The following is a 21882-nucleotide window of genomic DNA, read 5'->3' as shown; positions in this document are numbered from 1 at the left end:
CTTACACCGGTTCGGGTGCCAGCGCATCCTGGTCGAACTTCAGCTCCACCTTGTCGTCGGTCACCGTCACGGTCACCTCGCCGCCGGAGACCAGGCGGCCAAACAGCAACTCGTCCGCCAGCGCCTTGCGCAGGGTGTCCTGGATCAGGCGTGCCATCGGACGGGCGCCCATCAGCGGATCGAAGCCATTCTTGGCCAGGTGATGGCGCAGCTCGTCGGTAAAGTGGATGTCGACGTGCTTCTCCGCCAGCTGTTGCTCCAGCTGCATCAGGAACTTGTCCACCACCTGCAGGATGATCTGCTCGTCCAGCATGCCGAACGGGATGGTGGCGTCCAGCCGGTTGCGGAACTCGGGGCTGAACATTTTCTTGATGTCGGCCATTTCGTCGCCCGCCGCCTTGGTCTGGGTGAAGCCCAGAGACGGTTTGGACAGCGATTCCGCGCCCGCGTTGGTGGTCATGATCAGCACCACGTTGCGGAAATCCGCCTTGCGACCGTTGTTGTCGGTCAGCGTGCCGTGGTCCATCACCTGAAGCAGCACGTTGAAAATGTCCGGATGGGCCTTTTCGATCTCATCCAGCAGCAGCACGGCGTACGGATGCTTGTTGATTGCCTCAGTCAGCTGGCCGCCCTGCTCGAAGCCGACATAGCCCGGAGGCGCGCCGATCAGCCGCGACACTGCGTGGCGCTCCATGTACTCGGACATGTCGAAGCGGATCAGCTCGACGCCGAGGATATAGGCCAGCTGGCGCGCCAGCTCGGTCTTGCCGACGCCGGTGGGGCCGGAGAACAGGAACGATCCGATAGGCTTCTGCGGGTTGCCCAGGCCGGAACGCGTCATCTTGATCGCGCTGGCCAGGCCTTCGATCGCCTTTTCCTGGCCGAACACCACGTTCTTGAGATCGCGTTCGAGGTTCTTCAACACGTTCTTGTCGTCGCTGGAGACTGTTTTCGGAGGAATGCGGGCGATCTTGGCGACGATCTCTTCGATCTCCGACTTGTTGATCACCTTCTTCTGCCGGGACTTGGGCAGGATCTTCTGCGCCGCGCCGGCTTCGTCGATCACGTCGATGGCTTTGTCCGGCAAGTGGCGGTCGTTGATGTAGCGCGCCGACAGCTCCGCCGCGGTGGACAGCGCAGACTGCGTGTACTTGACGCCGTGGTGTGCCTCGAAGCGGGACTTCAGTCCTTTCAGGATCTCCACTGTCTGCTGCACCGTCGGCTCGGTGACATCTATCTTCTGGAAGCGGCGGGATAGCGCGTTGTCCTTCTCGAAGATGCCGCGGTACTCGTTGTAGGTGGTGGCGCCGATGCAACGCAGGCTGCCGTTCGAAAGGGCAGGTTTCAGCAGGTTGGACGCGTCCAGGGTGCCGCCCGATGCCGCGCCGGCGCCGATCAGCGTGTGGATCTCGTCAATGAACAGGATGGCGTTGCTGTCGTCGGTCAATTGCTTGATCACCGCCTTCAGGCGCTGTTCGAAGTCGCCGCGGTACTTGGTGCCGGCCAAGAGGGCGCCCATGTCCAGCGCGTAGACGGTGGACTTGGACAGGATCTCAGGCACCTCGCCACCCACGATGCGCCGCGCCAGGCCTTCGGCGATGGCGGTCTTGCCGACGCCGGCCTCGCCCACCAGCAGCGGGTTGTTCTTGCGGCGGCGGCATAGAATCTGCACCGTCCGCTCCAGCTCGTGCTCGCGGCCGATCAAGGGGTCGATCTTGCCGTCGCGCGCCATCTGGTTGAGGTTCTGGGTGTAGTTCTCCAGGGCCCCGCCGGGACCGGTGGCCTGCTCTTCGCCGTCCGCGTCGTTGTTGCCGTTGTCGCGCGGCTCCTGCGGCGGCTGTTGCGACCGCTGCTTGGTGATGCCGTGCGAGATGAAGTTGACGACGTCCAGCCGCGAGATGCCTTGCTGGTGCAGGTAGTACACCGCGTGCGAATCCTTTTCGCCGAAAATGGCGACCAGGATGTTGGCGCCGGACACTTCCTTCTTGCCCGACGACTGCACGTGGAGGATGGCGCGTTGAATCACGCGCTGAAAACCTAGGGTAGGCTGGGTTTCGACTTCAGCTTCGCCGGGCACGGTGGGAGTGTGCTCGTCGATGAAGTCGGTCAGCTGCTTTTTCAGTTGGTCGATATTCGCGCCGCAGGCCCGCAGCACTTCTGCGGCCGAGGGGTTGTCGGTCATCGCGAGCAGCAGATGCTCCACGCTGATGAACTCGTGGCGCTTGCGCCGTGCGTCCATGAACGCCATATGCAGGCTTACTTCTAGCTCCTGGGCAATCATCAGTTTTCCTCCATTACGCACTGAAGCGGATGCTGATGCGCTTTCGCATATTGCAACACCTGCTCGACCTTCGTTGCAGCCACGTCTTTGGTATAAACGCCACACACGCCGTGACCTTGCGTGTGGACTTGCAGCATGATGTGGGTGGCCTTCTCTCTGTTCATGTGGAAGAACTGCTGGAGAACCTGCACCACGAAGTCCATCGGGGTAAAATCATCGTTCAATAACAACACCTTATACATCGGGGGTGGGTTTTCCCTAACCCGTGACGCCTCAAGCTGGGCATCGTCTTTGACCGAGGTGGACATGTCGACTTTCATGGAAACGGTGCCTCACTTCAATTTTGGTTCCCCCAGACTTTTTTTCAAGGGGGCGCGCAAGGCCGCTATGACTTGACGCCGCTCCCGCGCTTGCGTAGAAATGCAGCTGGTGCTTGGCTTAACTGTTTGGCATTTTGCGGCACAGCATTTTGTCAAACTCTATTAAGCTCTAAGTTGGTCGGCTTCACCAGCCTTTTTTTTGCAAGGAAGTTAAATGGCATTTGGTACCGTGAAGTGGTTCAATGACGCGAAAGGCTTCGGCTTTATTACCCCGGACGAAGGTGGCGAGGATTTGTTCGCCCATTTCTCGGCCATCAACATGCAAGGCTTCAAGACCCTGAAAGAGGGTCAGCGCGTAAGCTTTGAGGTGGTGTCCGGCCCGAAGGGTAAGCAAGCGTCCAATATCCAGAACGTCGGCGCTTAAGTCGTTTTCGGATTCAGCCCCGCCGCGCGGTGGGCTGCAAGGCATATTTCAAAGCCCGCCTATGGCGGGCTTTTCATTTGGGCGGCGGCGTCAGCGCGGCGAAGGCGCATGGCGCGCGTAGACCAGAGAGGCTGGCGCGGCGGGGATGTCGCGCAGCATGCCGTGGTGGCCGAAACCCAGCCGCAGCAAGACGCGGATGGAGGGCAGATTGGCGGGTCTGACCCTGGCGTAGACGGTTGGCGCGGACAAGTCTCCAAACGCGCAGCGCAAGGCCTGTTCGCCCATTTCGCTGGCGAGGCCCTGCCCCCATGCCGCCGGCGCGAAGCGATAGCCAAGATTGAGTCTGTCGATGCCGCCGTAGTCTTCGCAGCTGAGCCCCCCGAAACCCAGCACATGGCCAGGCGTTTCCGTCAGTGCCGCGGCCCAGCAGCCAAAACCGTATCGATCCCATCCCTCCATCCACGCGGCGAGCTTGCGTCTGGCATGCGCCAGAGAGGGATAGGGGCCGTGAGGATTGTATCGGTTGGTTTCAGGATCTCCATAAATGGCGTACAGGGCATCGGCGTCGGCGGCGTCGACGGCGCGCAGCAGCAGGCGTTCGGTTCGGATCAATCTCATGTCGGCGTGTCCATCCAAATGGTGACGGTCATTGTGTATGGGTTCTAGATATCATGTAATGGTTTATCTGAAATGTTTGCCATGGATTTTCATTATGTCTATCAGTTTGGATGATCTCGAATTGCTGCTGGATGCCGCGGAACTGGGCAGTTTCAGCCAGGCCGCGGCGCGCCGGGGATGGTCGCAGCCGCAAGCCAGCCAGCGCATCGCCGCGCTGGAGTCGGCGCTGGGCGCTAAGTTGTTCGACCGGCATAGGCGCGGCGCGGAGCCGACGGCAGCTTGCCTGGCCTTTATGCCCGCCGCGCGGGCGGCGTTGGACGCTTTGGCCGAGGGGCGGAACCGGCTGTCGGGGAAAGCGGGGTTGCCGCGGATCAGAATGGCTTGCTTGCCATCGTTGGCCGGCGTGGTGTTCGGCCCTCTGCTGGACAAGCTGGCCGATGCGCCGTTGGAGGCGAGTTGCGATACCGATCATTCGCCGCGGATCATCCAGCAACTGCTGGCAGGGGAACTGGATGTCGGCTTCGTGTTGCAGCGGCCGGCGGGCTCCGGCTTGGAGCTAGAGACCTTGTGCGATTCGCCGGTGACGGCAGTGGCCGCCGCGGCGCATCCGCTGGCGCAGTCCGCCGCGCCCCTGCCGCTGCGCCAGTTGGCACAATACCCGCTGGCGCCGCAAAGCTGGGGCGAGGGAGCGGACGAGTTGGCGAGCCGGCTGCGCAGCCTGCGCGAGACCGCCAAACCCATACATTTGCTACAGCCGGCGACCGCCGCGCGAGATCTGGCCTTATGGCATGGCTATGTCGCCTTTGTGCCGCGTCTGGCGGTGAGGGAGGAGTTGGCGCGGGGCGTGCTGCGGGAGCTGAAACTGGATGAGCCGGCGCCGGGGCGTTGGCGGGTCATGATGGCCTGGCGCGGCGGCAAGCGGCGGAATGATGCCAGGGAGCGGGTGTTGGCGGCTGCGCGGGAGCTGGCGCGGGACTGGCGGTGACGGATGGCGTGGAGGCATGAAAAAAGCCCCCGGTCTTGATCCGGGGGCTTGTTTGAGGCGAGAGACGGCGCTTATGCGCGCACCGCGGCGATGGCGGCGTTGAAGGCGGCGCTCGGGCGCATCACCGCGCTGCATTTGGCGGCGTCCGGCAGGTAGTAGCCGCCGATGTCGGCCGGTTTGCCTTGCACGGCCTTCAGTTCGGCCAGGATGGTTTGCTCGTTGTCGGCCAACTGCTTGGCGACGGGCGCGAAGCGGGCTTGCAGCTCCTTGTCCTCGGACTGCTCGGCCAGCGCCTGCGCCCAGTACATGGACAGGTAGAACTGGCTGCCGCGGTTGTCCAGCTCGCCGGTGCGGCGCGACGGGGACTTGTTCTCGTCCAGCAGCTTGCCGGTGGCCAGGTCCAGCGTCTTGGCCAGGATCTTGGCCTTGGCGTTGCCGGTCTTGATGCCCAGGTCCTCCAGCGACACCGCCAGCGCCAGGAACTCGCCCAGGCTATCCCAGCGCAGGTGGTTTTCTTCCAGCAGCTGCTGCACGTGTTTCGGAGCCGAGCCGCCGGCGCCGGTTTCGTACATGCCGCCGCCGGCCATCAGCGGCACGATGGACAGCATCTTGGCCGATGTGCCCAGTTCCATGATCGGGAACAGGTCGGTCAGGTAGTCGCGCAGGATGTTGCCGGTGACCGAGATGGTGTCCAGGCCGCGGGCCACGCGCTCCAGCGTGTAACGCATCGCGCGCACTTGCGACATGATGTGGATGTCCAGGCCGCTGGTGTCGTGATCCTTCAGGTAGGTGTTTACCTTCTTGATCAGCTCGTTCTCGTGCGGGCGGTACGGGTCCAGCCAGAACACTGCCGGCATGCCGGAGTTGCGGGCGCGGGTCACGGCCAGCTTCACCCAGTCGCGGATAGGCGCGTCCTTGACCTGGCACATGCGCCAGATGTCGCCGGCTTCCACGTTTTGGCTCAGCAGCACTTCGCCGGTGGCGAGGTCGACGATGTTGGCGACGCCGTCTTCCTGGATTTCATAGGTCTTGTCGTGCGAGCCGTATTCTTCGGCTTTTTGCGCCATCAGGCCGACGTTGGGCACGGTGCCCATGGTGCGCGGGTCGAAGTTGCCGTGCCATTTGCAGAAGTTGATCATCTCCTGGTAAATGCGGGCGAAGGTCGATTCCGGCATCACCGCCTTGGCGTCGTACGGCTTGCCGTCGGCGCCCCACATCTTGCCGCCGGCGCGGATCATCGCCGGCATGGACGCGTCCACAATGATGTCGTTCGGCGAGTGGAAGTTGGTGATGCCCTTGGCGGAGTCCACCATCGCCAGGCGCGGACGGTGCTCCTGGCAGGCGTGCAGGTCGCGGATGATTTCCTCGCGCTTGGAGGCCGGCAGGGTTTCGATCTTCTCGTACAGCGTGGCCATGCCGTTGTTGACGTTGACGCCCAGCTCGTCGAACAGCTTGCCGTGCTTCTCGAACGCGTCCTTGTAGTAGATCTTGACGCAGTGGCCGAACACGATGGGATGGGACACCTTCATCATGGTGGCCTTCACGTGCAAGGAAAACAGGATGCCGGACTCGCGGCAGTCTTCCATTTCGCGCTCGTAGAAGTCGCACAGCGCCTTTTTGCTCATGAACATCGAGTCGATGATTTCGCCGGCTTGCAGCGCCACCTTGGGTTTCAGCACGATGGTCTGGCCGCTCTTGGTCACCAGTTCCATTTTGACGTCGCGGGCCTTGTCCAGGGTGATGGACTTTTCGCCGTGGTAGAAGTCGCCATGGTGCATGTGGGAGACGTGGGTCTGCGACCACTGTTTCCATTCGCCCATCGAGTGCGGGTGCTTCTTCGCGTAATTCTTCACCGCCAGCGGCGCGCGGCGGTCGGAGTTGCCTTCCCGCAGCACCGGGTTCACAGCGGAACCCAGGCATTTGGCGTAACGGTCCCTGATCGCTTTCTCTTCGTCGCTGGCCGGGTTTTCCGGGTAGTCCGGAATGTTGTAGCCCTTGGACTGCAGTTCCTTGACGCAGGCGATCAGCTGGGCCACCGAGGCGCTGATATTGGGCAGCTTGATGATGTTGGCGTCGGGCTGCAGCGTCAGTTTGCCCAGCTCGGCCAGGGTGTTCGGCACTTTTTGCGAGTCGGTCAGATGATCCGGGAATTCGGCCAGCACGCGGGCGGCTACGGAGATGTCTGCGGTGTCGACCTGGATGCCGGCGGAACCCGCGAAGGCCTGGACGATGGGCAGAAAGGAACTGGTGGCCAGCGCCGGCGCTTCGTCGGTGAGGGTATAGATGATTTTCGATTGTTCTGCTGGCATTACTCTATCTCCATGTTGATCTTGTGACGACAGAACGATTGCGCGAAGAGTTCATGGCTCGGACGACATTTTTGCGGCATGCCGGAGCGCAGGGCCAGCCGGGCGCGAACGCCTGGAGGCTCTTGGGCAATTTTCAAAAGCGAATTATACCCCTTCTCATCGGCTTGGTTGGCGGCGCAACTGAAACTTTTATGCCCGATAATTGCATGGCAGAGGTTCGGATGCGAATAAAACGCTTGTTCGAACAATGGGATGGGGGCGCAGGAGAGTTTGACGCGCGATATCGCTTACGCCGCGCGCTGGCCTTGCTATCATTCGCCTAATTCACTCAGCCTTGTTTTGCGCATGTCCCAGCTTATTTTGCTCAATAAACCCTATGGCGTGATTTGCCAGTTTTCCGACCACCCCACGCATCCCACGTTGAAGTCCTGCGTGCCGCAGCCGGGCATCTATCCTGCCGGCCGGCTGGACACAGACAGCGAAGGCCTGCTGCTGCTCACTGGCGACGGCGCGTTGCAGCACCGCATCGCCGATCCGCGCTGGAAGTTGCCCAAGACTTACTGGGTGCAGGTGGAGGGCGATCCGAAAGAGGCGCAGCTGGAAATGCTGCGCGCTGGCGTGGACCTGGGCGATTTCGTCACCCGGCCGGCCGAAGCGCGGCGCATCGACACGCCAGAGTTGTGGCCGCGCAATCCGCCGGTGCGCTTCCGCAAGACCGTGCCGGACTGCTGGCTGGAAATCATCATCAGCGAGGGCAAGAACCGCCAGGTGCGGCGGATGACGGCCAAGGCCGGGTTGCCCACGCTGAGGCTGGTGCGCGTGGCGATAGGGCCGTGGCGGCTGGATGGCCTGCTGCCGGGACAGATGCGCGCATTGGACGTGCGGCTTGAGGATTTGCCGCGGTCTGCGCCGGGCGGTCGCGGCGGAAAGCATGACGAGCGGCGGAAGAATCCGCCCGGGTTGGAGGGCAGGAAGCCGGACTCTCGTTTCGCGCGCAAGCGGCAGCGATCGGACTGAGGCATCGCCCGGCGTGGAGCCATCCTGTCGCTGTGGACAGGAACGCGCGGGTAGCCTGAAAAGCAGCGCGGGAAAGCTGACGCTTTCCCGCTGGGTTTGCGGTGCAATTGCCAGTGCGCCGATCTTGGGTCACGGAAATCCGCTTATTGGTTGTGATGATCCTCGAAATAGGCGATCGGGCCCGCGCTGGTCAGACCAATGTGGAAGTTAGAGCTTTCCGAAAATACTTCGCCGGCACTTTCTGCGGCCCGCACGAATTCGAACAGCACTTCCACTTCCTTGAACTTGCGCGCCAGGATCAGATTGCCGTTCAGCCAATTGCGGACTTCGTCCGCATGGGGATGGTGGTTTTCCAGCTCCAACTGGAAACCATCGCCGCTGATCAGGCTGATGGCGGGCGGCATGCTGATGTCGAACTGGCTCATTTCCTTCTGCGCCAGCTCCGCGAAGCTGGACAGTTCATGGTTGGCCTTTTCCCGGATATCGGAAAGGGCAATAGACCCGTCGTCCCCGATTTGGCCGAGCAGCTTGCCAAGGCTGGGAATGGCGGAGGCGGTTTCAAACGACATCACTTGCTCCTCTTCTGAACGTTACCATTTAGTAATAATAGGAAACGATTCGCGAGCGGGCTGGTCATTCGGCCAGTTTCTTGAGTTCGTACAAAATTTCCAGTGCCTGGCGCGGGCTCAACTCGTTGGGATCGATCTCCTGTAGACGGTCTACCGCAGGATTAAGTTCCGGCTCCGATGCGGGGGCCGGCGCGGCGAACAGATCCGGCTGCGCGCGCGCGGCGGACTGGTTTTCCAGGTCGGCCAGGTGTCGGCGCGCTTCGCGTATCACCTTGCCCGGCACCCCGGCCAGCTGCGCCACCGCCAGGCCGTAGCTCTGGCTGGCCGGGCCGTCTTCCACATGGTGCAGGAACACGATGCGGTCCTTGTGCTCCACCGCCGACAGATGCACGTTGGCCACCGCCGGGTATTCGCCGGCCAGCGTGGTCAGTTCGAAATAGTGGGTGGCGAACAAGGTATACGCGCGGTTTTTCTCGATCAGCGCGCGGGCGATGGCCCAGGCCAGCGCCAGGCCGTCGAAAGTGGACGTCCCGCGGCCCACCTCGTCCATCAGCACCAGCGAGTGCTCGCTGGCATTGTTGAGGATGTTGGCGGTTTCGGTCATTTCTACCATGAAGGTGGAGCGGCCGCCGGCCAGGTCGTCCGACGCGCCGATGCGGGTGAAGATGCGGTCGATCGGGCCGATCACGGCGCTGTCGGCCGGCACGAAGCTGCCGACGTGGGCCAGCAGGGTGATCAGCGCGTTTTGCCGCATATAGGTGGATTTACCGCCCATGTTCGGGCCGGTGATCAGCAACAGCTTGCGTTCGGTCGACAGCTTGGTGTCGTTGGCGATGAAGCGCTCGACCTCGGCCTCCACCACCGGGTGGCGGCCGGCGACGATGTCGAGCTTGGGCTCGGGCACGAACTGCGGCTCGGCGTAGTTGCCGATGGCGGCGCGCTGGGCGAAGGCGGACAGCACGTCCAGCGCGGCGACGGCCTGGGCGATCAGCTTCAACTCGGCGATGTGCGGCGCCAACTCGTCCAGCAGCGTCTCGTACAGCTGCTTTTCCAGCGCCAGCGCGCGGTCCTGCGCGGTCAGCGCCTTATCCTCGAATTCCTTCAGTTCCGGCGTGATGTAGCGCTCGGCGTTCTTCAGCGTCTGGCGGCGGCGGTAATCGTCCGGCACCTTGTCCGACTGCGCCTTGGATACCTCGATGTAGAAGCCGTGCACGCGGTTGAATTCCACCTTCAGCGTGGTGATGCCGGTGCGTTCCTTCTCGCGCGCTTCCAGCTTCAGCAGGAAATCGCCGCAGTCGGTCTGGATGGCGCGCAGCTCGTCCAGCGTCGGGCTGAAGCCGTCGTTGATCACGCCGCCGTCGCGCAGGAAGGTGGCGGGCTCCGGCAGGATGGCGGCGGCCAGCATCTTTTGCACCGGAGAATCGACCGGCAGCACGCCGGCCAGCTCGTTCAGCAGCCCGGAGTCGAGCGAGGCGGCCAGCGCCTTGACGCCGGAGAGCGCCGTCAAGGAATCGCGCAGCGCCGACAGGTCGCGCGGGCGGGCCGAGCGCAGCGCCACGCGCGAGGTGATGCGTTCGATGTCCGATACCTGGTCCAGCTCGGCGTGGATATCCTGATGGCGCGAGAGCAGCGCGCGCACCGCGCCGTGGCGGCGGGCGAGTTTTCTATGGTTGCGCATCGGGTGGTGCAGCCAATGGCCGAGCAGGCGGCTGCCCATGCTGGTGGCGCAGGTGTCCAGCAGGGAGGCCAGCGTCGGCGAGGCCTCGCCGCGTATGGTTTCGGTCAGCTCCAGGTTGCGGCGGGTGGCGGCGTCCATGCGGATCAGCTCGCCGGCTTCCTCCACCGACAGCGCGGCGATGTGGGCCGGATTGACGCCCTGGGTGGACTTCACGTACTCCAGCAGGGCGCCGGCCGCGCCGACGGCCACCGGCAGCGTGTCGGCGCCGAAGCCGGCCAGGTCCCGGGTGCCGAAGTGGCGGGTCAGCGCCAGCTTGGACGATTCGATGTCGAACTGCCACGGCGGCAGTTTTTTCTTCGGCATCGAGATGCCTTCGAAAGCCGCCAGGCCGGTGTCGTCCGGGATCACCAGCTCGGCCGGCTTCAGCCGCTCCAGCTCGCTGGACAAATCTTCCACGCCGGCCTGCATCACCTTGAATTCGCCGCTGGCGAGCGACAGCCAGGCCAGGCCCAGCACGCCCTTCACCATATTGACCGCCAGCACCAGGTTGTCGCGCTTGTCGTCCAGCAGGGCCGCGTCGGTCAGCGTGCCGGGGGTGACGATGCGCACCACCTTGCGTTCCACCGGGCCCTTGGCCAGGGCCGGGTCGCCGATCTGCTCGGCGATGGCCACCGATTCGCCCATCTTCACCAGCCGCGCCAGATAGCCCTCGGCGGCGTGGTAAGGAATGCCGGCCATCTTGATCGGGTTGCCCGCGCTGGCGCCGCGCGCGGTCAGCGTGATGTCCAACAGCCGCGAAGCCTTTTCCGCATCCTCGTAGAACAGCTCGTAAAAGTCGCCCATGCGGTAGAACAGCAGCTTGTCGGCGTGTTCGCGCTTCAGGGACAGGTATTGCTGCATCATCGGGGTGTGCTGGGGCGTGCTCATCGGGTATCGGGCTCTGCTCTTGGTCTGTACGGGATAAATGCGTAACGCCCCGGGAGCCGGGGCGTTGAAATCATGCGCATTTTAACGCGAGCGGACGGGGGTGTCAGCCGCGTTGGCCTGGGGCACAATGAATGCATAAACATAAGGAGGAAACGCCATGTCCAGACTATCGCCGCGGGAAGTGCTGCGCCGGCTGTTCGATGTCGCCGTCGCCAGCGTCAAGCCGGAGCGCCTGCTCGACCACCTGCCGCCGCCGCCCAGGGGCCGCACCGTGGTGGTGGGCGCGGGCAAGGCCGCCGCTGAGATGGCGCGGATATTGGAGAGCGTGTGGCCGGGCGAGTTGTCCGGCGTGGTGGCGACGCGTTACGGCCATGCGGCGCCGACGCGGCGCATCGATGTGCTGGAGGCCTCGCATCCGGTGCCGGACGCGGCGGGCTGCGCGGCCGCGCGGCGGATCATGGGCGCGGTGCGGGGGCTGACGGCGGACGATTTGGTGATCTGCCTGCTGTCCGGCGGCGGATCAGCCTTGCTGACGCTGCCGGCGGAGGGCGTCAGCCTGGCGGACAAGCAGGACGTCAGCCGGCAGCTGTTGGCCTGCGGAGCTGGCATCGACGAAATGAACGCCGTGCGCAAGCACCTGTCCGCGATCAAGGGCGGCCGGCTGGCGCTAGCCTGCGCGCCGGCCCGGTTGGCGACCTTGGCGATTTCCGACGTGGTGGGCGACGATCCGGCAGTGATCGCTTCCGGTCCCACCGTCGCGGACCCGACGACTTACGCCGACGCGCGAGCCGTGATCGCCAAGTATGGCCTGATTCTGCCGCCATCGGTGAGCGCGCATCTGGCGGCGGAGCCGGACGAGACGCCCAAGCCGGGCGACGTGCGGCTCGCGCATGCGGAATATCAGCTGATCGCTACGCCGCAATTGGCGCTGCTCGCGGCGGAGGCCGAGGCGCGTCGGCTGGGCTACGACGTGCTGCTGTTGGGCGACAGCATAGAGGGCGAGGCGCGCGAGGCGGCCAAGGTCCATGCCGGCATCGCCAGGCAGATCGCCATGCGCGACAGCCCTGTTGCGCGGCCGGCCGTGATTCTGTCCGGCGGCGAAACCACGGTGACGCTGCGGGGAAAGGGCAGGGGCGGACGCAACAGCGAATTCCTGCTGTCGCTGGCCATCGCGCTGAATGGCTTGCCCGGCGTTCACGCGCTGGCGGCGGACACCGACGGCATCGACGGCAGCGAGGACAATGCCGGCGCCTGGATTTCGCCGGACACCCTGGCGCGCGCTGCGGCGCTGGGCATGGATGCCGGGGAGAGGCTGGCGGACAACGATGGCTACGGTTTCTTCGCCGCGCTGGACGATTTGCTGCTCACCGGCCCCACCTATACCAACGTCAACGATTTTCGCGCCATCCTGTTGTCCTGAACCGGGCATTGTTCCGCGCTCACGGCCATGCTGCGCATGGCTTTTTTGCGTTTGATTCATGACGTGGTTATGCGGTCAAGCCTGTAGATCAGATTTTGTTCATCTTGACCCGGACATTTCATGGCAATTATGATTCATATCAAAGTTTCAGAAATTCCTGAAAGTTGAGAACGTCATGAATACTCCACCTCTGGTGCAGGCCTTCGTGCTGCACTTCGGCGAGATGGGCAGCCGCTGGGGCATCAACCGCACCGTCGGCCAGATCTACGCCTTGCTGTACGTATCGGAAAAACCGCTGAACGCCGATGAGATCGGCGAGGCGATAGGCTGTTCCCGCTCCAATGTCAGCATGGGGCTGAAGGAGCTGCAGTCTTGGCGCCTGGTCAAGCTGCAGCACTTCCCGGGCGATAGGCGGGAGTATTTCTCCACGCCGGAAGATGTCTGGCTGATCTTCAAAACCCTGGCCGAGGAGCGCAAAAAGCGCGAGGTGGAGCCGACGCTGACCATGCTGCGCGGCGCGATGATGGAAAGCCCGGCCAGTGAGGCCGAGCAGCACGCGCAGGCCAGGATGAAGGAGATGTACCAGCTGATCGAGCTGGTCACCACCTGGTTTTCCGACATCCAGCACATGGACGTGGAAACCCTGCAGCGGCTGATGAAGCTGGGCTCCCAGGTGCAGAAGGTGCTGCAATTCACCCAATCCTTGTCCCGCCTGGGCAATCGCGATCAAGACCGGGAGCATGCCGAATGATGACCGAACTCGACCCCGTCACGCTGGCGCGCATTCAGTTCGCCACCAATATCAGCTTTCACATCCTGTTTCCCACCATCAATATCGCGATGGCCTGGGTGCTGCTGTTCTTCAAGATGCGCTTCCGCCAGACCGGCGACCAGGGCTGGATGGATGCCTACGGCTTCTGGGTGAAGATCTTCGCGCTGTCGTTCGCGTTGGGCGTGGTGTCCGGCGTGACGATGAGCTTCCAGTTCGGCACCAACTGGCCGGGTTATATGCAGACGGTGGGCAATATCGCCGGGCCCTTGCTCGCTTATGAAATCCTGACCGCGTTTTTCCTGGAGGCCGGCTTTCTCGGCATCATGCTGTTCGGGCGGAGCCGGGTGCCGGAAAAAGTGCATACCCTGGCGACCTTCCTGGTGGCCTTCGGCAATACCGTGTCGGCTTTCTGGATCATCGCGCTCAATTCGTGGATGCAGACGCCGACCGGCCACGTGATGCGCGACGGCCGCGCCTTCGTGCTGAGCTGGTGGGAGGTGATCTTCAACCCGTCCATGCCGTATCGGCTGACCCATATGCTGATCGCCTCCTGCCTGACCGTGGCCTTCCTGATCGCCGGCCTGTCCGCCTACCGCTACCTGCGCGGCGAGCGCGGCCGCGGCGTGATGGCGGCCTTGAAGACCGGGGTATTCCTGGCCGCGCTGTTGATACCGCTGCAGATTTTCGTCGGCGACATGCATGGCCTCAACACGCTGAAGCACCAGCCGGCCAAGCTGGCCGCGATCGAAGGCATTTGGCACACAGAGAAGGACGTGCCGTTGTTGTTGTTCGCGCTGCCGAATGCCGAAACCCGCAGCAATGATTACGCCATCGGGGTGCCGCAGCTGGGCAGCCTGATTCTCACCCATACCTGGGGCGGCGAGATCAAGGGGCTTAACGAGTTTGAACAGCATCCGCCGGTGGCCAAGGTGTTTTGGAGTTTCCGCGTGATGGTGGGTATGGGCATGCTGATGTTGCTGGCCTCCTGGCTGGGCGCCTGGCAATTGAAGAGGCGCGGCGACGTGTCGCGCGGCCTGGCGAGGCTGCTGGTGTGGATGACCTTTTCCGGCTGGATCGCCACGCTGGCCGGCTGGTTCGTCACCGAGATCGGCCGCCAGCCCTGGCTGGTGACCGGCATCCTCACCACCGCGCAGGCGGCGGGGGCGGCCACCGCGCCGATGCTGTTCACCTCGCTAGGCACCTATCTCGCGCTTTACGCATTACTGCTGGCGGCCTACATCTCGGTGTTGTTCCACCTGGCGCGCAAGGCCGGCGCGCCTGAATTGGCGGCCGCCGCCCAACTGAAGGAGAAACTGGCATGACCGAGGCTTACTACCTGCCGGCGATCTTCGCCGGGCTGATGGCGCTGGCGATGCTGGTGTACGTGATTCTGGATGGCTTCGATCTGGGCGTCGGCATGCTGCTGCCCTTGGCGGAGGATGAAGAGAAGGACCTGATGATAGGCTCCATCGGCCCGTTCTGGGACGCCAATGAAACCTGGCTGGTGCTGGGCGCCGGCTTGTTGCTGGTGGCGTTTCCGATGGCGCACGGCATCGTGTTCGGCGCGCTGTATTTGCCGGTGCTGGCCATGTTGGTGGGGTTGATTCTGCGCGGCGTCGCCTTCGACTTCCGCGTCAAGGCGCAGGACCCGCACAAGCCGTGGTGGAACGCGGCATTCGCCGGCGGCTCGCTGCTGGCGGCGCTGGCCCAGGGCGTGATGCTGGGCCGCTATCTGACCGGCTTCGCCGACACGTCCACTGCCTGGCTGTTCTCGCTGGTGGTCGGCGTCGGCCTGGCCCTGGCCTATGCGCTGCTGGGCGCTTGCTGGCTGGTGATGAAGACGCGCGGCGCGCTGCAGGCCAAGGCTGTGCGCTGGGCGCAGCTGAGCCTGTACGGCGCCGGCGCCGCGGTGGCGGCGGTATCGCTGGTGACGCCGCTGGCCAATCCGGCCATCGCCGCCAAATGGTTCGGGTTGCCGCAGTTCCTGCTGCTGTTGCCGCTGCCGCTGGGCACGCTGGCGTTGTTCGCGCTGCTGATGCTCAGCCTGCCGCAACTGGCGCGCCGGCAGGCGGCCGGCAACGACGCCTTCTGCTGGCTGCCGTTCGCCGCCAGCGTCGGCATCGTGCTGCTGTCGTTCTGGGGGTTGGCTTACAGCGTGTTCCCTGAGATCGTGCTGGGCCGGATGACCATCTGGCAAGGCGCGGCAGATCCGGAGGCGCTGTGGGTGATACTGTGGGGCGCCATTGTGGTGCTGCCATGCATCATCGGCTACACCGCTTTCGCTTACCGGGTGTTCTGGGGCAAGGCCGATCGCCTCAGCTATCAGTAAGAACGCTGGGGAAACACAAAAAAGCGCGTCGGTCAGGCGCGCTTTTTTTGCGCCTGTATTCCATTTCTGCTTCTTGATGCAAATTTAATGTCATATTATCGTAACGATACTGTCATTTTGCCCGGCCACAATCCGCCGCGTAAGTGGCAGTCGCCATAACGATAAACGGAGAAGCCGATGTCCCCAGTCCTGTCCCGAACCTTCCTCCGCGCCGCTGCGCTCGCGCCGCTGGCCCTGTCTCTGCAGGCCCAGGCCGCCACGGACATCCAGTTCTGGCATTCGATGGAAGGCGCCCTCGGCGACCGCGTCAACGCCATCGCCGCCCAGTTCAACGCCAGCCAGAAGGACTACAAGATCGTGCCGGTGTACAAGGGCCAGTACGACGAATCGCTGGCCGCGGCCATCGCGGCCTACCGAAGCGGCAATGCGCCGGCCATCGTGCAGGTGTTCGAGGTGGGCACCGCCACCATGATCCAGGCCAAAAAAGCGGTCAAGCCGGTGTATCAGGTGATGGCGGACGCCGGCGAGAAGCTGGACGAGAAGGCATTCATCCCGGCGGTGGCCAGCTATTACAGCGACGCCAAGACCGGCCATCTGCTGTCCTTGCCTTTCAATAGCTCCACCCCGGTGCTGTACTACAACAAAGACGCGTTCAAGAAGGCCGGCCTGCCGGACGCGCCGCCCAAAACCTGGCCAGAGCTCGCCGCTGCCGCCGCCAAGCTCAAGGCTTCCGGCATGCGCTGCGGCTACAGCACCGGCTGGCAAGGCTGGGTGCAGCTGGAGAACTACAGCGCCTGGCACAGCCTGCCGTTCGCCAGCCTGGACAACGGCTTCGGCGGCGCCGGCGCGGTGCTGCAATTCAATGGCCCGAGTCAAGTCAAGCACATAGATTTTCTGGCCAAGATGGCCAAGGACGGCGCCTTCAGCTACGCCGGCCGCAAGGACGAAGCCACGCTGAAGTTCTACAGCGGCGAGTGCGGCATCATGACCGGCAGCTCCGGCTCGCTGGCCAATATCCGCAAAAACGCCAAGTTCGCCTTCGGCATGGGCATGATGCCCTACGACCCGGCGGTGAAGGGCGCGCCGCAGAACGCGCTGATCGGCGGCGCCAGCCTGTGGGTGATGGGCGGCAAGAGCCCGGCCGAGTACAAGGGCGTGGCCAAGTTCTTCAAGCTGCTGACCTCGCCCGAGGTGATGGCCAAGTGGCATCAGGACACCGGCTACCTGCCGGTAGTGACCGCCGCTTACGAGCTGTCGCGCAAGCAGGGTTTCTATGAACAGAATCCGGGCGCGGACATCGCCACCCGCCAGATGCAGAACAAGCCGCCCAAGTCCTACACTCGCGGCCTGCGCCTGGGATACATGCCGCAGATCCGCGGCGTGATGGACGAGGAACTGGAGGGCGTGTGGACCGGCAAGAAAACCGCCAAGCAAGCGCTGGACAACGCGGTGCTGCGCGGCAACGAACTGCTGCGCCGCTTCGAGAAAACCGCCAACTGATCCATCCGGAAACGGGCGCGCCGCAAGGCCGCCCGTTTTTCCCGCAGAGTCCACGCATGCACAATCGCATTCATTTCTCCAACCGCTGGCTGGGCTTCGCCTTGATGGCGCCGCAGCTGGCGATCACCTTGATCTTCTTCCTGTGGCCGGCCGGCGAGGCGCTGTGGCAATCGGCGCTGCAGCAGGACCCGTTCGGCCTGGATAGCCAGTTTGTCGGCCTGGACAATTTCAGCCAGCTGTTCCATGACCCGTTGTACCTGGGCACCATCCAGACCACGCTGCTGTTCAGCGCGCTGGTGACGCTGCTGGGCACCGGCAGCGCATTGATCCTGGCGGTGATGGCCAACCAGATCGCCCGCGGCAAGCGCGTCTACCAGACCGTGCTGATCGCGCCTTACGCCATCGCGCCGTCGGTGGTGGCCGTGCTGTGGCTGTTCCTGTTCAACCCCAGCCTGGGCTGGATCAGCTATCTGCTGCGCGAGGCAGGCTACGAGTGGAACCACGCGCTCAACGGCGGACAGGCGCTGCTCTTGGTGGTGCTGGCCTCGGCCTGGAAGCAGATCAGCTACAACTTCCTGTTCTTCTACGCCGGCCTGCAGGCGATACCGGCATCCTTGATCGAGGCGGCCGCGATAGACGGCGCCGGCCCCTTGCGCCGCTTCCGCGACCTGGTGTTCCCGCTGTTGTCGCCGACCAGCTTCTTCCTGCTGGTGGTCAACCTGGTGTACGCCTTCTTCGACACCTTCGCGGTGATCGACGCGGCCACCGGCGGCGGGCCGGGCAAGTCGACCGAGACCATGATCCTCAAGGTATACCTGGAAGGCTTCAAGGGCCTGGATCTGGGCAGCTCGGCCGCGCAATCGGTGGTGCTGATGGCGGTGGTCGGCCTGTTGACGCTGATCCAGTTCCGTTACGTGGAAAGAAAGGTGCAGTACTGATGGTGGAGAATCGCAAAGGGCTGGACCTGTTTTGCCACGCGATGCTGATCGCGGGCATGCTGGTGGTGGCCTTTCCCTTGTATCTGATGTTCGCCGCGGCCAGCCAGGACGCCGATCAGGTGACGCGGGTGCCGCTGTCGCTGCTGCCCGGCAGCCAGCTGTGGGCCAACCTCTCCACCGTGCTGTGGAGCGGCAGCGGCGGGTTGGCGGTGCCGCTGGCGCGCACGCTGTGGAACAGCTTCGTGATGGCGATGCTGATCGCCGTCGGCAAGATCGTGATTTCCTTCCTGTCGGCCTACGCCATCGTCTATTTCCGCTTCCCGTTTCGCAAGACCGGCTTCGCGCTGATCTTCGCCACGTTGATGCTGCCGGTGGAGGTCCGCATCTTCCCGACGGTGGAAGTGGTGACCCAGATGGGGCTGATCAACAGCTATGCTGGCCTGACGTTGCCCTTGATCGCGTCCGCCACTGCCACCTTCCTGCTGCGGCAGTTCTTCATGACGCTGCCCAAGGAATTGATGGAGGCGGCGCGGGTGGACGGCGCGGGGCCGATCCGCTTCATGGTGGACGTGGTGTTGCCCTTGTCGCGCACCAATATCGCGGCCTTGTTCGTGATCACCTTCATCTACGGCTGGAACCAGTATCTGTGGCCGCTCTTGGTCACCCATGATCCGGCGATGTCTACCTCGGTGATCGCGATCAAGGGCATGCTGGGCGAGGGCGCGGTGCAGTGGCACCTGGTGATGGCGTCCGCGTTGCTGACCTTGCTGCCGCCGCTGGTGGTGGTGATCGGCATGCAGCGCTGGTTCGTCAAGGGCCTGGTGGACAACGAGAAATGAGAAAGAGCGCCAAATGGCAAAACTGAGTCTGAAGAATATCGCCAAGCGCTATCCCGGCGCCGAGCGCCGGGTGCTGGAAGAGATTTCGGTGGAGATCGCCGACGGCGAGTTCGTGGTCATCGTCGGGCCGTCCGGTTGCGGCAAGTCGACCTTGCTGCGGATGGTGGCCGGGCTGGAAAGCACCGAGGACGGCGAGATACGCATCGGCGAGCGCCTGGTCAACCAACTGGAGCCCAAGGACCGCGACATCGCGATGGTGTTCCAGAACTACGCGTTGTACCCGCACATGACGGTGGCGGAGAACATGGGTTACGCGCTCAAGCTCAAGGGCCTGAAAAAGGCCGAAGTGATGGAACGGGTGCTGAAGGTGGCGGCGGTGCTGGAGCTGGAGCAGCTGTTGCAGCGCAAGCCGCGCGAGCTGTCCGGCGGCCAGCGCCAGCGGGTGGCGATGGGCCGCGCCATCGTGCGCGAGCCGGCGGTGTTCCTGTTCGACGAGCCGCTGTCCAACCTGGACGCCAAGCTGCGCGGCCAAATGCGGCTGGAAATCCAGCGGCTGCATCGCCGGCTGGCCACCACCAGCCTGTACGTCACCCACGATCAGGTTGAGGCGATGACGCTGGCCGACCGCGTGATCGTGCTGAACAAGGGCCATATCGAGCAGATCGGCGCGCCGGACGAGATCTACGACCGGCCGGCCACCACCTTCGTCGCCGCCTTCATGGGCTCGCCGGGGATGAATCTGTTCGACGCGCAGGCGGACGAGCGCGGCGAGCGGCTGCTGCTGGGCGACGGCGTGTCGCTGTCCCTGCCGGCGGCCAACCCGGCGCTTGCGGGACGCAAGCTGACGGTCGGCCTCCGGCCCGAGCACCTGCCCGCGGCCGGCGACGGCGGCCAGGCGCTGAGCCTGCGGGTGGACAGCGTGGAGATGCTGGGCGCCGACAATTACGTGTACGGCCTTTTGGCTGGGCAGAACGTGGTGGCGCGGCTGGCCCACGGCCACCGGCCGGAGCCGGGCAGCCGGCTGGAGGTGACGGTGCGCGCCGAAGCGCTGCACCTGTTCGACTCGGAAACACAGAGGAGAATCGAGCATGCCGCAGCATCCCAAGCAAGCCTGGCCGTATCCTGAGGTCGTCGCCCACCGCGGCGGCGGCACGCTGGCGCCGGAAAACACCGTAGCCGGCTTCCGCGAGGGCATCCGCTACGGCTATCGCGCGGCGGAGTGCGACGTGAAGCTGTCGGCTGACAACGTCTGCTTCTTGCTGCACGACGATACCGTGGACCGCACCAGCAACGGCGAGGGCGCTGCCCGGGCCAAGACCATGGCCGAGCTGTCGCAGCTGGACGCCGGCGGCTGGAAGGGCGCGGCCTTCGCCGGCGAGGCGCTGCCGACGCTGGCCAATGTGGCGGCTTACTGCCTGGCGCAGCGCATGCTGCTGAACATCGAGATCAAGCCCTGCCCGGGGCGCTTCGAGGAAACCGGCCGGCTGGTGGCGCAAGAGGCCGCTAGGCTGTGGGCCGGCGCGGCGGTGCCGCCCTTGCTGTCCTCGTTCGAGATCGACGCCTTGCGCGCGGCGAAAGCCGCCGAGCCGGCGCTGCCGCGCGCCTTTCTGTGCGAGGAGATTCCGGCGAACTGGCGCGACATCCTGGCGGAGCTGGATGGCGTGGCGCTGCATTGCGACCACAAGGCCCTGACCGAGACGCTGGCCCGCGACATCAAGGCCGCCGGCTACCAGCTGTTGTGCTACACGGTCAACGATCCGGCCGACGCAGGCCGTCTGCTGGCCTGGGGCGTGGACAGCCTGTGCACCGACAGGCTGGACCTGCTGCCGGCGCGCTGAGTCTTTGGCGCCGCTGACAAAACCCTTGATCCCGCGTCGCGCCTTCTTGTCGTGCGGCGGGCGTGGCCAGCGTCGGCGCGCCTGGGTTCGGGTTGCGGCCCTTATTGGGGCCAGCGCTGGAAGATAGGCTGCAGCGCGCCGTTCTGCTGCAGCCTTTTCAGCGCCGCCTCGAACTGCCGCGCGCGCGGGTCATCCTTGGCGAAGGCCACGTAGCGCGGCATGACCACCAGCGGCTTGTCCAGCACTCTGACCAGGGCCCCCGCGCCGCGTTGCTGGATGAAGTACAGCAGCTGCACCTTGTCGCCGACGATGACGTCCACCCTGCCTGCCAGCAGCATGGCCACCAGTTGGCCGGGCGAGCCGGCGTTCTGGTCGCGGTTGAGCGGCGCCTTGTCGAATTCGGTGTCGTAGGCGTAGCCGCGAACCTGGCCTATCTGGTAAGGCTTGAGATCGTCCAGGCTGCGCCAGCCGCGCAGCGCGCAGCGCTTTAGCGTGATGAAGACGGTTTCGCCTTTGCGCAGCGGGCCGGCTAGGTCGTATTGCGCGCGCCGCTCGGCGGTGCCGGTGAAGACAAAACCCGCCACGGCGTTTTTCAGCGCCAATTGCTGCTTCACCCGCTCCCAGGGCAGCAGGGCGATATGGAAAGGCTGGCCGGTTTCCCGCATCACGGCGTCTACCAGCTCCACGTCCAAGCCTTTGGGCGTCGGATCGTTTCCCGACAGGTAGCTATAGGGTTCGAAGTTGGCGTCCGCCACCAGTAGCCATGGCAGCTTGTCGGCGGCCTGGGCGCATGCGGCGCACAGCCATAAACACCAGAGCAAGGATCTCATCGGCGAGAATACTCCCGTTAGGCGTCCGTTTGCTGCCCGGAATGATTGGTTTCGATGCTCCGAGCCGCCGGATAGGTTTCGCAGCGGTAAGCCGGAGCCTGAACAGGTTCTCAGGCAAGATTCAATGGCATTTCTTCAGCTTAGCATCTGGACATGGCGGCTCCTCGTTCGTAAGATGGCGCGGTTTTTACACTTTGTTTGCAATCTGTTTACTTAATTTCGATTGTCAGCATGGGAACTTTCTTGTTAGATTTTTTCGGATTCGCGCCATTCGTCGCGATCTGTGGC

The 21882-nt window shown here is 64.0% G+C and carries 19 protein-coding genes; 12 read left to right on the top strand and 7 right to left on the bottom strand.

Annotation, left to right across the window (positions count from 1 at the left end):
• Position 1: 1 nt before the first annotated feature.
• Together clpA and clpS are read right to left on the bottom strand one after the other, a co-directional pair.
• A complete protein-coding gene (gene clpA, locus DK842_RS03420) occupies positions 2-2281 on the bottom strand; it encodes an ATP-dependent Clp protease ATP-binding subunit ClpA (RefSeq protein WP_114060103.1) in 2280 nt (759 codons plus the stop codon).
• A complete protein-coding gene (gene clpS, locus DK842_RS03415; protein ID WP_011137215.1) occupies positions 2281-2601 on the bottom strand; it encodes an ATP-dependent Clp protease adapter ClpS in 321 nt (106 codons plus the stop codon). Before clpS ends, clpA begins: the two co-directional genes overlap by 1 nt.
• Positions 2602-2815: 214 nt before the next feature.
• Between clpS and DK842_RS03410 the strand changes: the two genes are divergently transcribed.
• Positions 2816-3025 carry a cold-shock protein gene (locus DK842_RS03410; protein WP_114060102.1) on the top strand — a complete coding sequence of 70 codons (210 nt, stop codon included), beginning with the start codon at positions 2816-2818 and terminating at the stop codon, positions 3023-3025.
• A 90-nt stretch (positions 3026-3115) separates the two neighbouring features.
• On the opposite strand, the gene DK842_RS03405 is transcribed toward DK842_RS03410, so the two are convergent.
• A complete protein-coding gene (locus tag DK842_RS03405; RefSeq protein WP_114060101.1) occupies positions 3116-3643 on the bottom strand; it encodes a GNAT family N-acetyltransferase in 528 nt (175 codons plus the stop codon).
• Positions 3644-3737: 94 nt separating this feature from the next.
• Here DK842_RS03405 and DK842_RS03400 point away from each other — a divergent pair, with 94 nt between their 5' ends.
• Entirely contained in the window at positions 3738-4628 is an 891-nt protein-coding gene (locus tag DK842_RS03400) for a LysR family transcriptional regulator (protein ID WP_114060100.1), read from the top strand.
• A gap of 71 nt (positions 4629-4699) precedes the next feature.
• Here DK842_RS03400 and DK842_RS03395 read toward each other — a convergent pair whose 3' ends face one another.
• Positions 4700-6937 carry an NADP-dependent isocitrate dehydrogenase gene (locus DK842_RS03395; protein WP_114060099.1) on the bottom strand — a complete coding sequence of 746 codons (2238 nt, stop codon included), beginning with the start codon at positions 6935-6937 and terminating at the stop codon, positions 4700-4702.
• Between the two features lie 345 nt (positions 6938-7282).
• Here DK842_RS03395 and DK842_RS03390 point away from each other — a divergent pair, with 345 nt between their 5' ends.
• A complete protein-coding gene (locus DK842_RS03390; protein WP_114060098.1) occupies positions 7283-7954 on the top strand; it encodes a pseudouridine synthase in 672 nt (223 codons plus the stop codon).
• Positions 7955-8097: 143 nt separating this feature from the next.
• On the opposite strand, the gene DK842_RS03385 is transcribed toward DK842_RS03390, so the two are convergent.
• Both DK842_RS03385 and mutS read right to left on the bottom strand, forming a co-directional pair.
• Positions 8098-8523: a hypothetical protein gene (locus DK842_RS03385; RefSeq protein ID WP_114060097.1), complete on the bottom strand. Its 426-nt coding sequence runs from the start codon at positions 8521-8523 to the stop codon at positions 8098-8100.
• A 64-nt stretch (positions 8524-8587) separates the two neighbouring features.
• Complete coding sequence (gene mutS, locus DK842_RS03380; RefSeq protein ID WP_114060096.1) at positions 8588-11128, bottom strand: DNA mismatch repair protein MutS; 2541 nt, start codon at positions 11126-11128, stop codon at positions 8588-8590.
• Between the two features lie 157 nt (positions 11129-11285).
• Here mutS and DK842_RS03375 point away from each other — a divergent pair, with 157 nt between their 5' ends.
• The 9 genes from DK842_RS03375 to ugpQ all read left to right on the top strand — a co-directional run bounded on the left by DK842_RS03375 (position 11286) and on the right by ugpQ (position 20764).
• Positions 11286-12548 (top strand): glycerate kinase type-2 family protein, encoded by a 1263-nt coding sequence (locus DK842_RS03375; protein ID WP_114060095.1) that lies wholly within the window; start codon positions 11286-11288, stop codon positions 12546-12548.
• Between the two features lie 175 nt (positions 12549-12723).
• Positions 12724-13299, top strand: a complete 576-nt coding sequence (locus DK842_RS03370) for a GbsR/MarR family transcriptional regulator (RefSeq protein ID WP_114060094.1) — start codon at positions 12724-12726, stop codon at positions 13297-13299.
• Positions 13296-14642, top strand: a complete 1347-nt coding sequence (locus DK842_RS03365) for a cytochrome ubiquinol oxidase subunit I (RefSeq protein ID WP_114060093.1) — start codon at positions 13296-13298, stop codon at positions 14640-14642. Before DK842_RS03370 ends, DK842_RS03365 begins: the two co-directional genes overlap by 4 nt.
• Entirely contained in the window at positions 14639-15649 is a 1011-nt protein-coding gene (locus tag DK842_RS03360) for a cytochrome d ubiquinol oxidase subunit II (protein ID WP_114060092.1), read from the top strand. Before DK842_RS03365 ends, DK842_RS03360 begins: the two co-directional genes overlap by 4 nt.
• A 177-nt stretch (positions 15650-15826) precedes the next feature.
• Positions 15827-17149 (top strand): sn-glycerol-3-phosphate ABC transporter substrate-binding protein UgpB, encoded by a 1323-nt coding sequence (ugpB, locus tag DK842_RS03355; protein ID WP_114060091.1) that lies wholly within the window; start codon positions 15827-15829, stop codon positions 17147-17149.
• 56 nt (positions 17150-17205) lie between these two features.
• Positions 17206-18087 carry a sn-glycerol-3-phosphate ABC transporter permease UgpA gene (gene ugpA / locus DK842_RS03350; protein ID WP_114060090.1) on the top strand — a complete coding sequence of 294 codons (882 nt, stop codon included), beginning with the start codon at positions 17206-17208 and terminating at the stop codon, positions 18085-18087.
• Complete coding sequence (gene ugpE, locus DK842_RS03345) at positions 18087-18926, top strand: sn-glycerol-3-phosphate ABC transporter permease UgpE (protein WP_114060089.1); 840 nt, start codon at positions 18087-18089, stop codon at positions 18924-18926. The genes ugpA and ugpE overlap by 1 nt, the downstream gene beginning before the upstream one ends.
• A gap of 13 nt (positions 18927-18939) precedes the next feature.
• Positions 18940-20052 carry a sn-glycerol-3-phosphate import ATP-binding protein UgpC gene (locus tag DK842_RS03340; protein WP_114060088.1) on the top strand — a complete coding sequence of 371 codons (1113 nt, stop codon included), beginning with the start codon at positions 18940-18942 and terminating at the stop codon, positions 20050-20052.
• A complete protein-coding gene (gene ugpQ, locus DK842_RS03335) occupies positions 20015-20764 on the top strand; it encodes a glycerophosphodiester phosphodiesterase (RefSeq protein WP_114060087.1) in 750 nt (249 codons plus the stop codon). The genes DK842_RS03340 and ugpQ overlap by 38 nt, the downstream gene beginning before the upstream one ends.
• Before the next feature lie 101 nt (positions 20765-20865).
• Here the strand turns inward: ugpQ and DK842_RS03330 are convergent, their stop codons facing one another.
• A complete protein-coding gene (locus DK842_RS03330) occupies positions 20866-21594 on the bottom strand; it encodes a substrate-binding periplasmic protein (RefSeq protein ID WP_114060086.1) in 729 nt (242 codons plus the stop codon).
• Positions 21595-21882 lie beyond the last annotated feature (288 nt).

It is taken from the genome of Chromobacterium phragmitis (genome assembly GCF_003325475.1).
In the GTDB taxonomy this organism is placed as follows: Bacteria; Pseudomonadota; Gammaproteobacteria; order Burkholderiales; family Chromobacteriaceae; genus Chromobacterium; species Chromobacterium phragmitis.
Note: the sequence above shows the minus strand (reverse complement) of the source record. Positions and strands in the feature narration are given on the sequence as shown.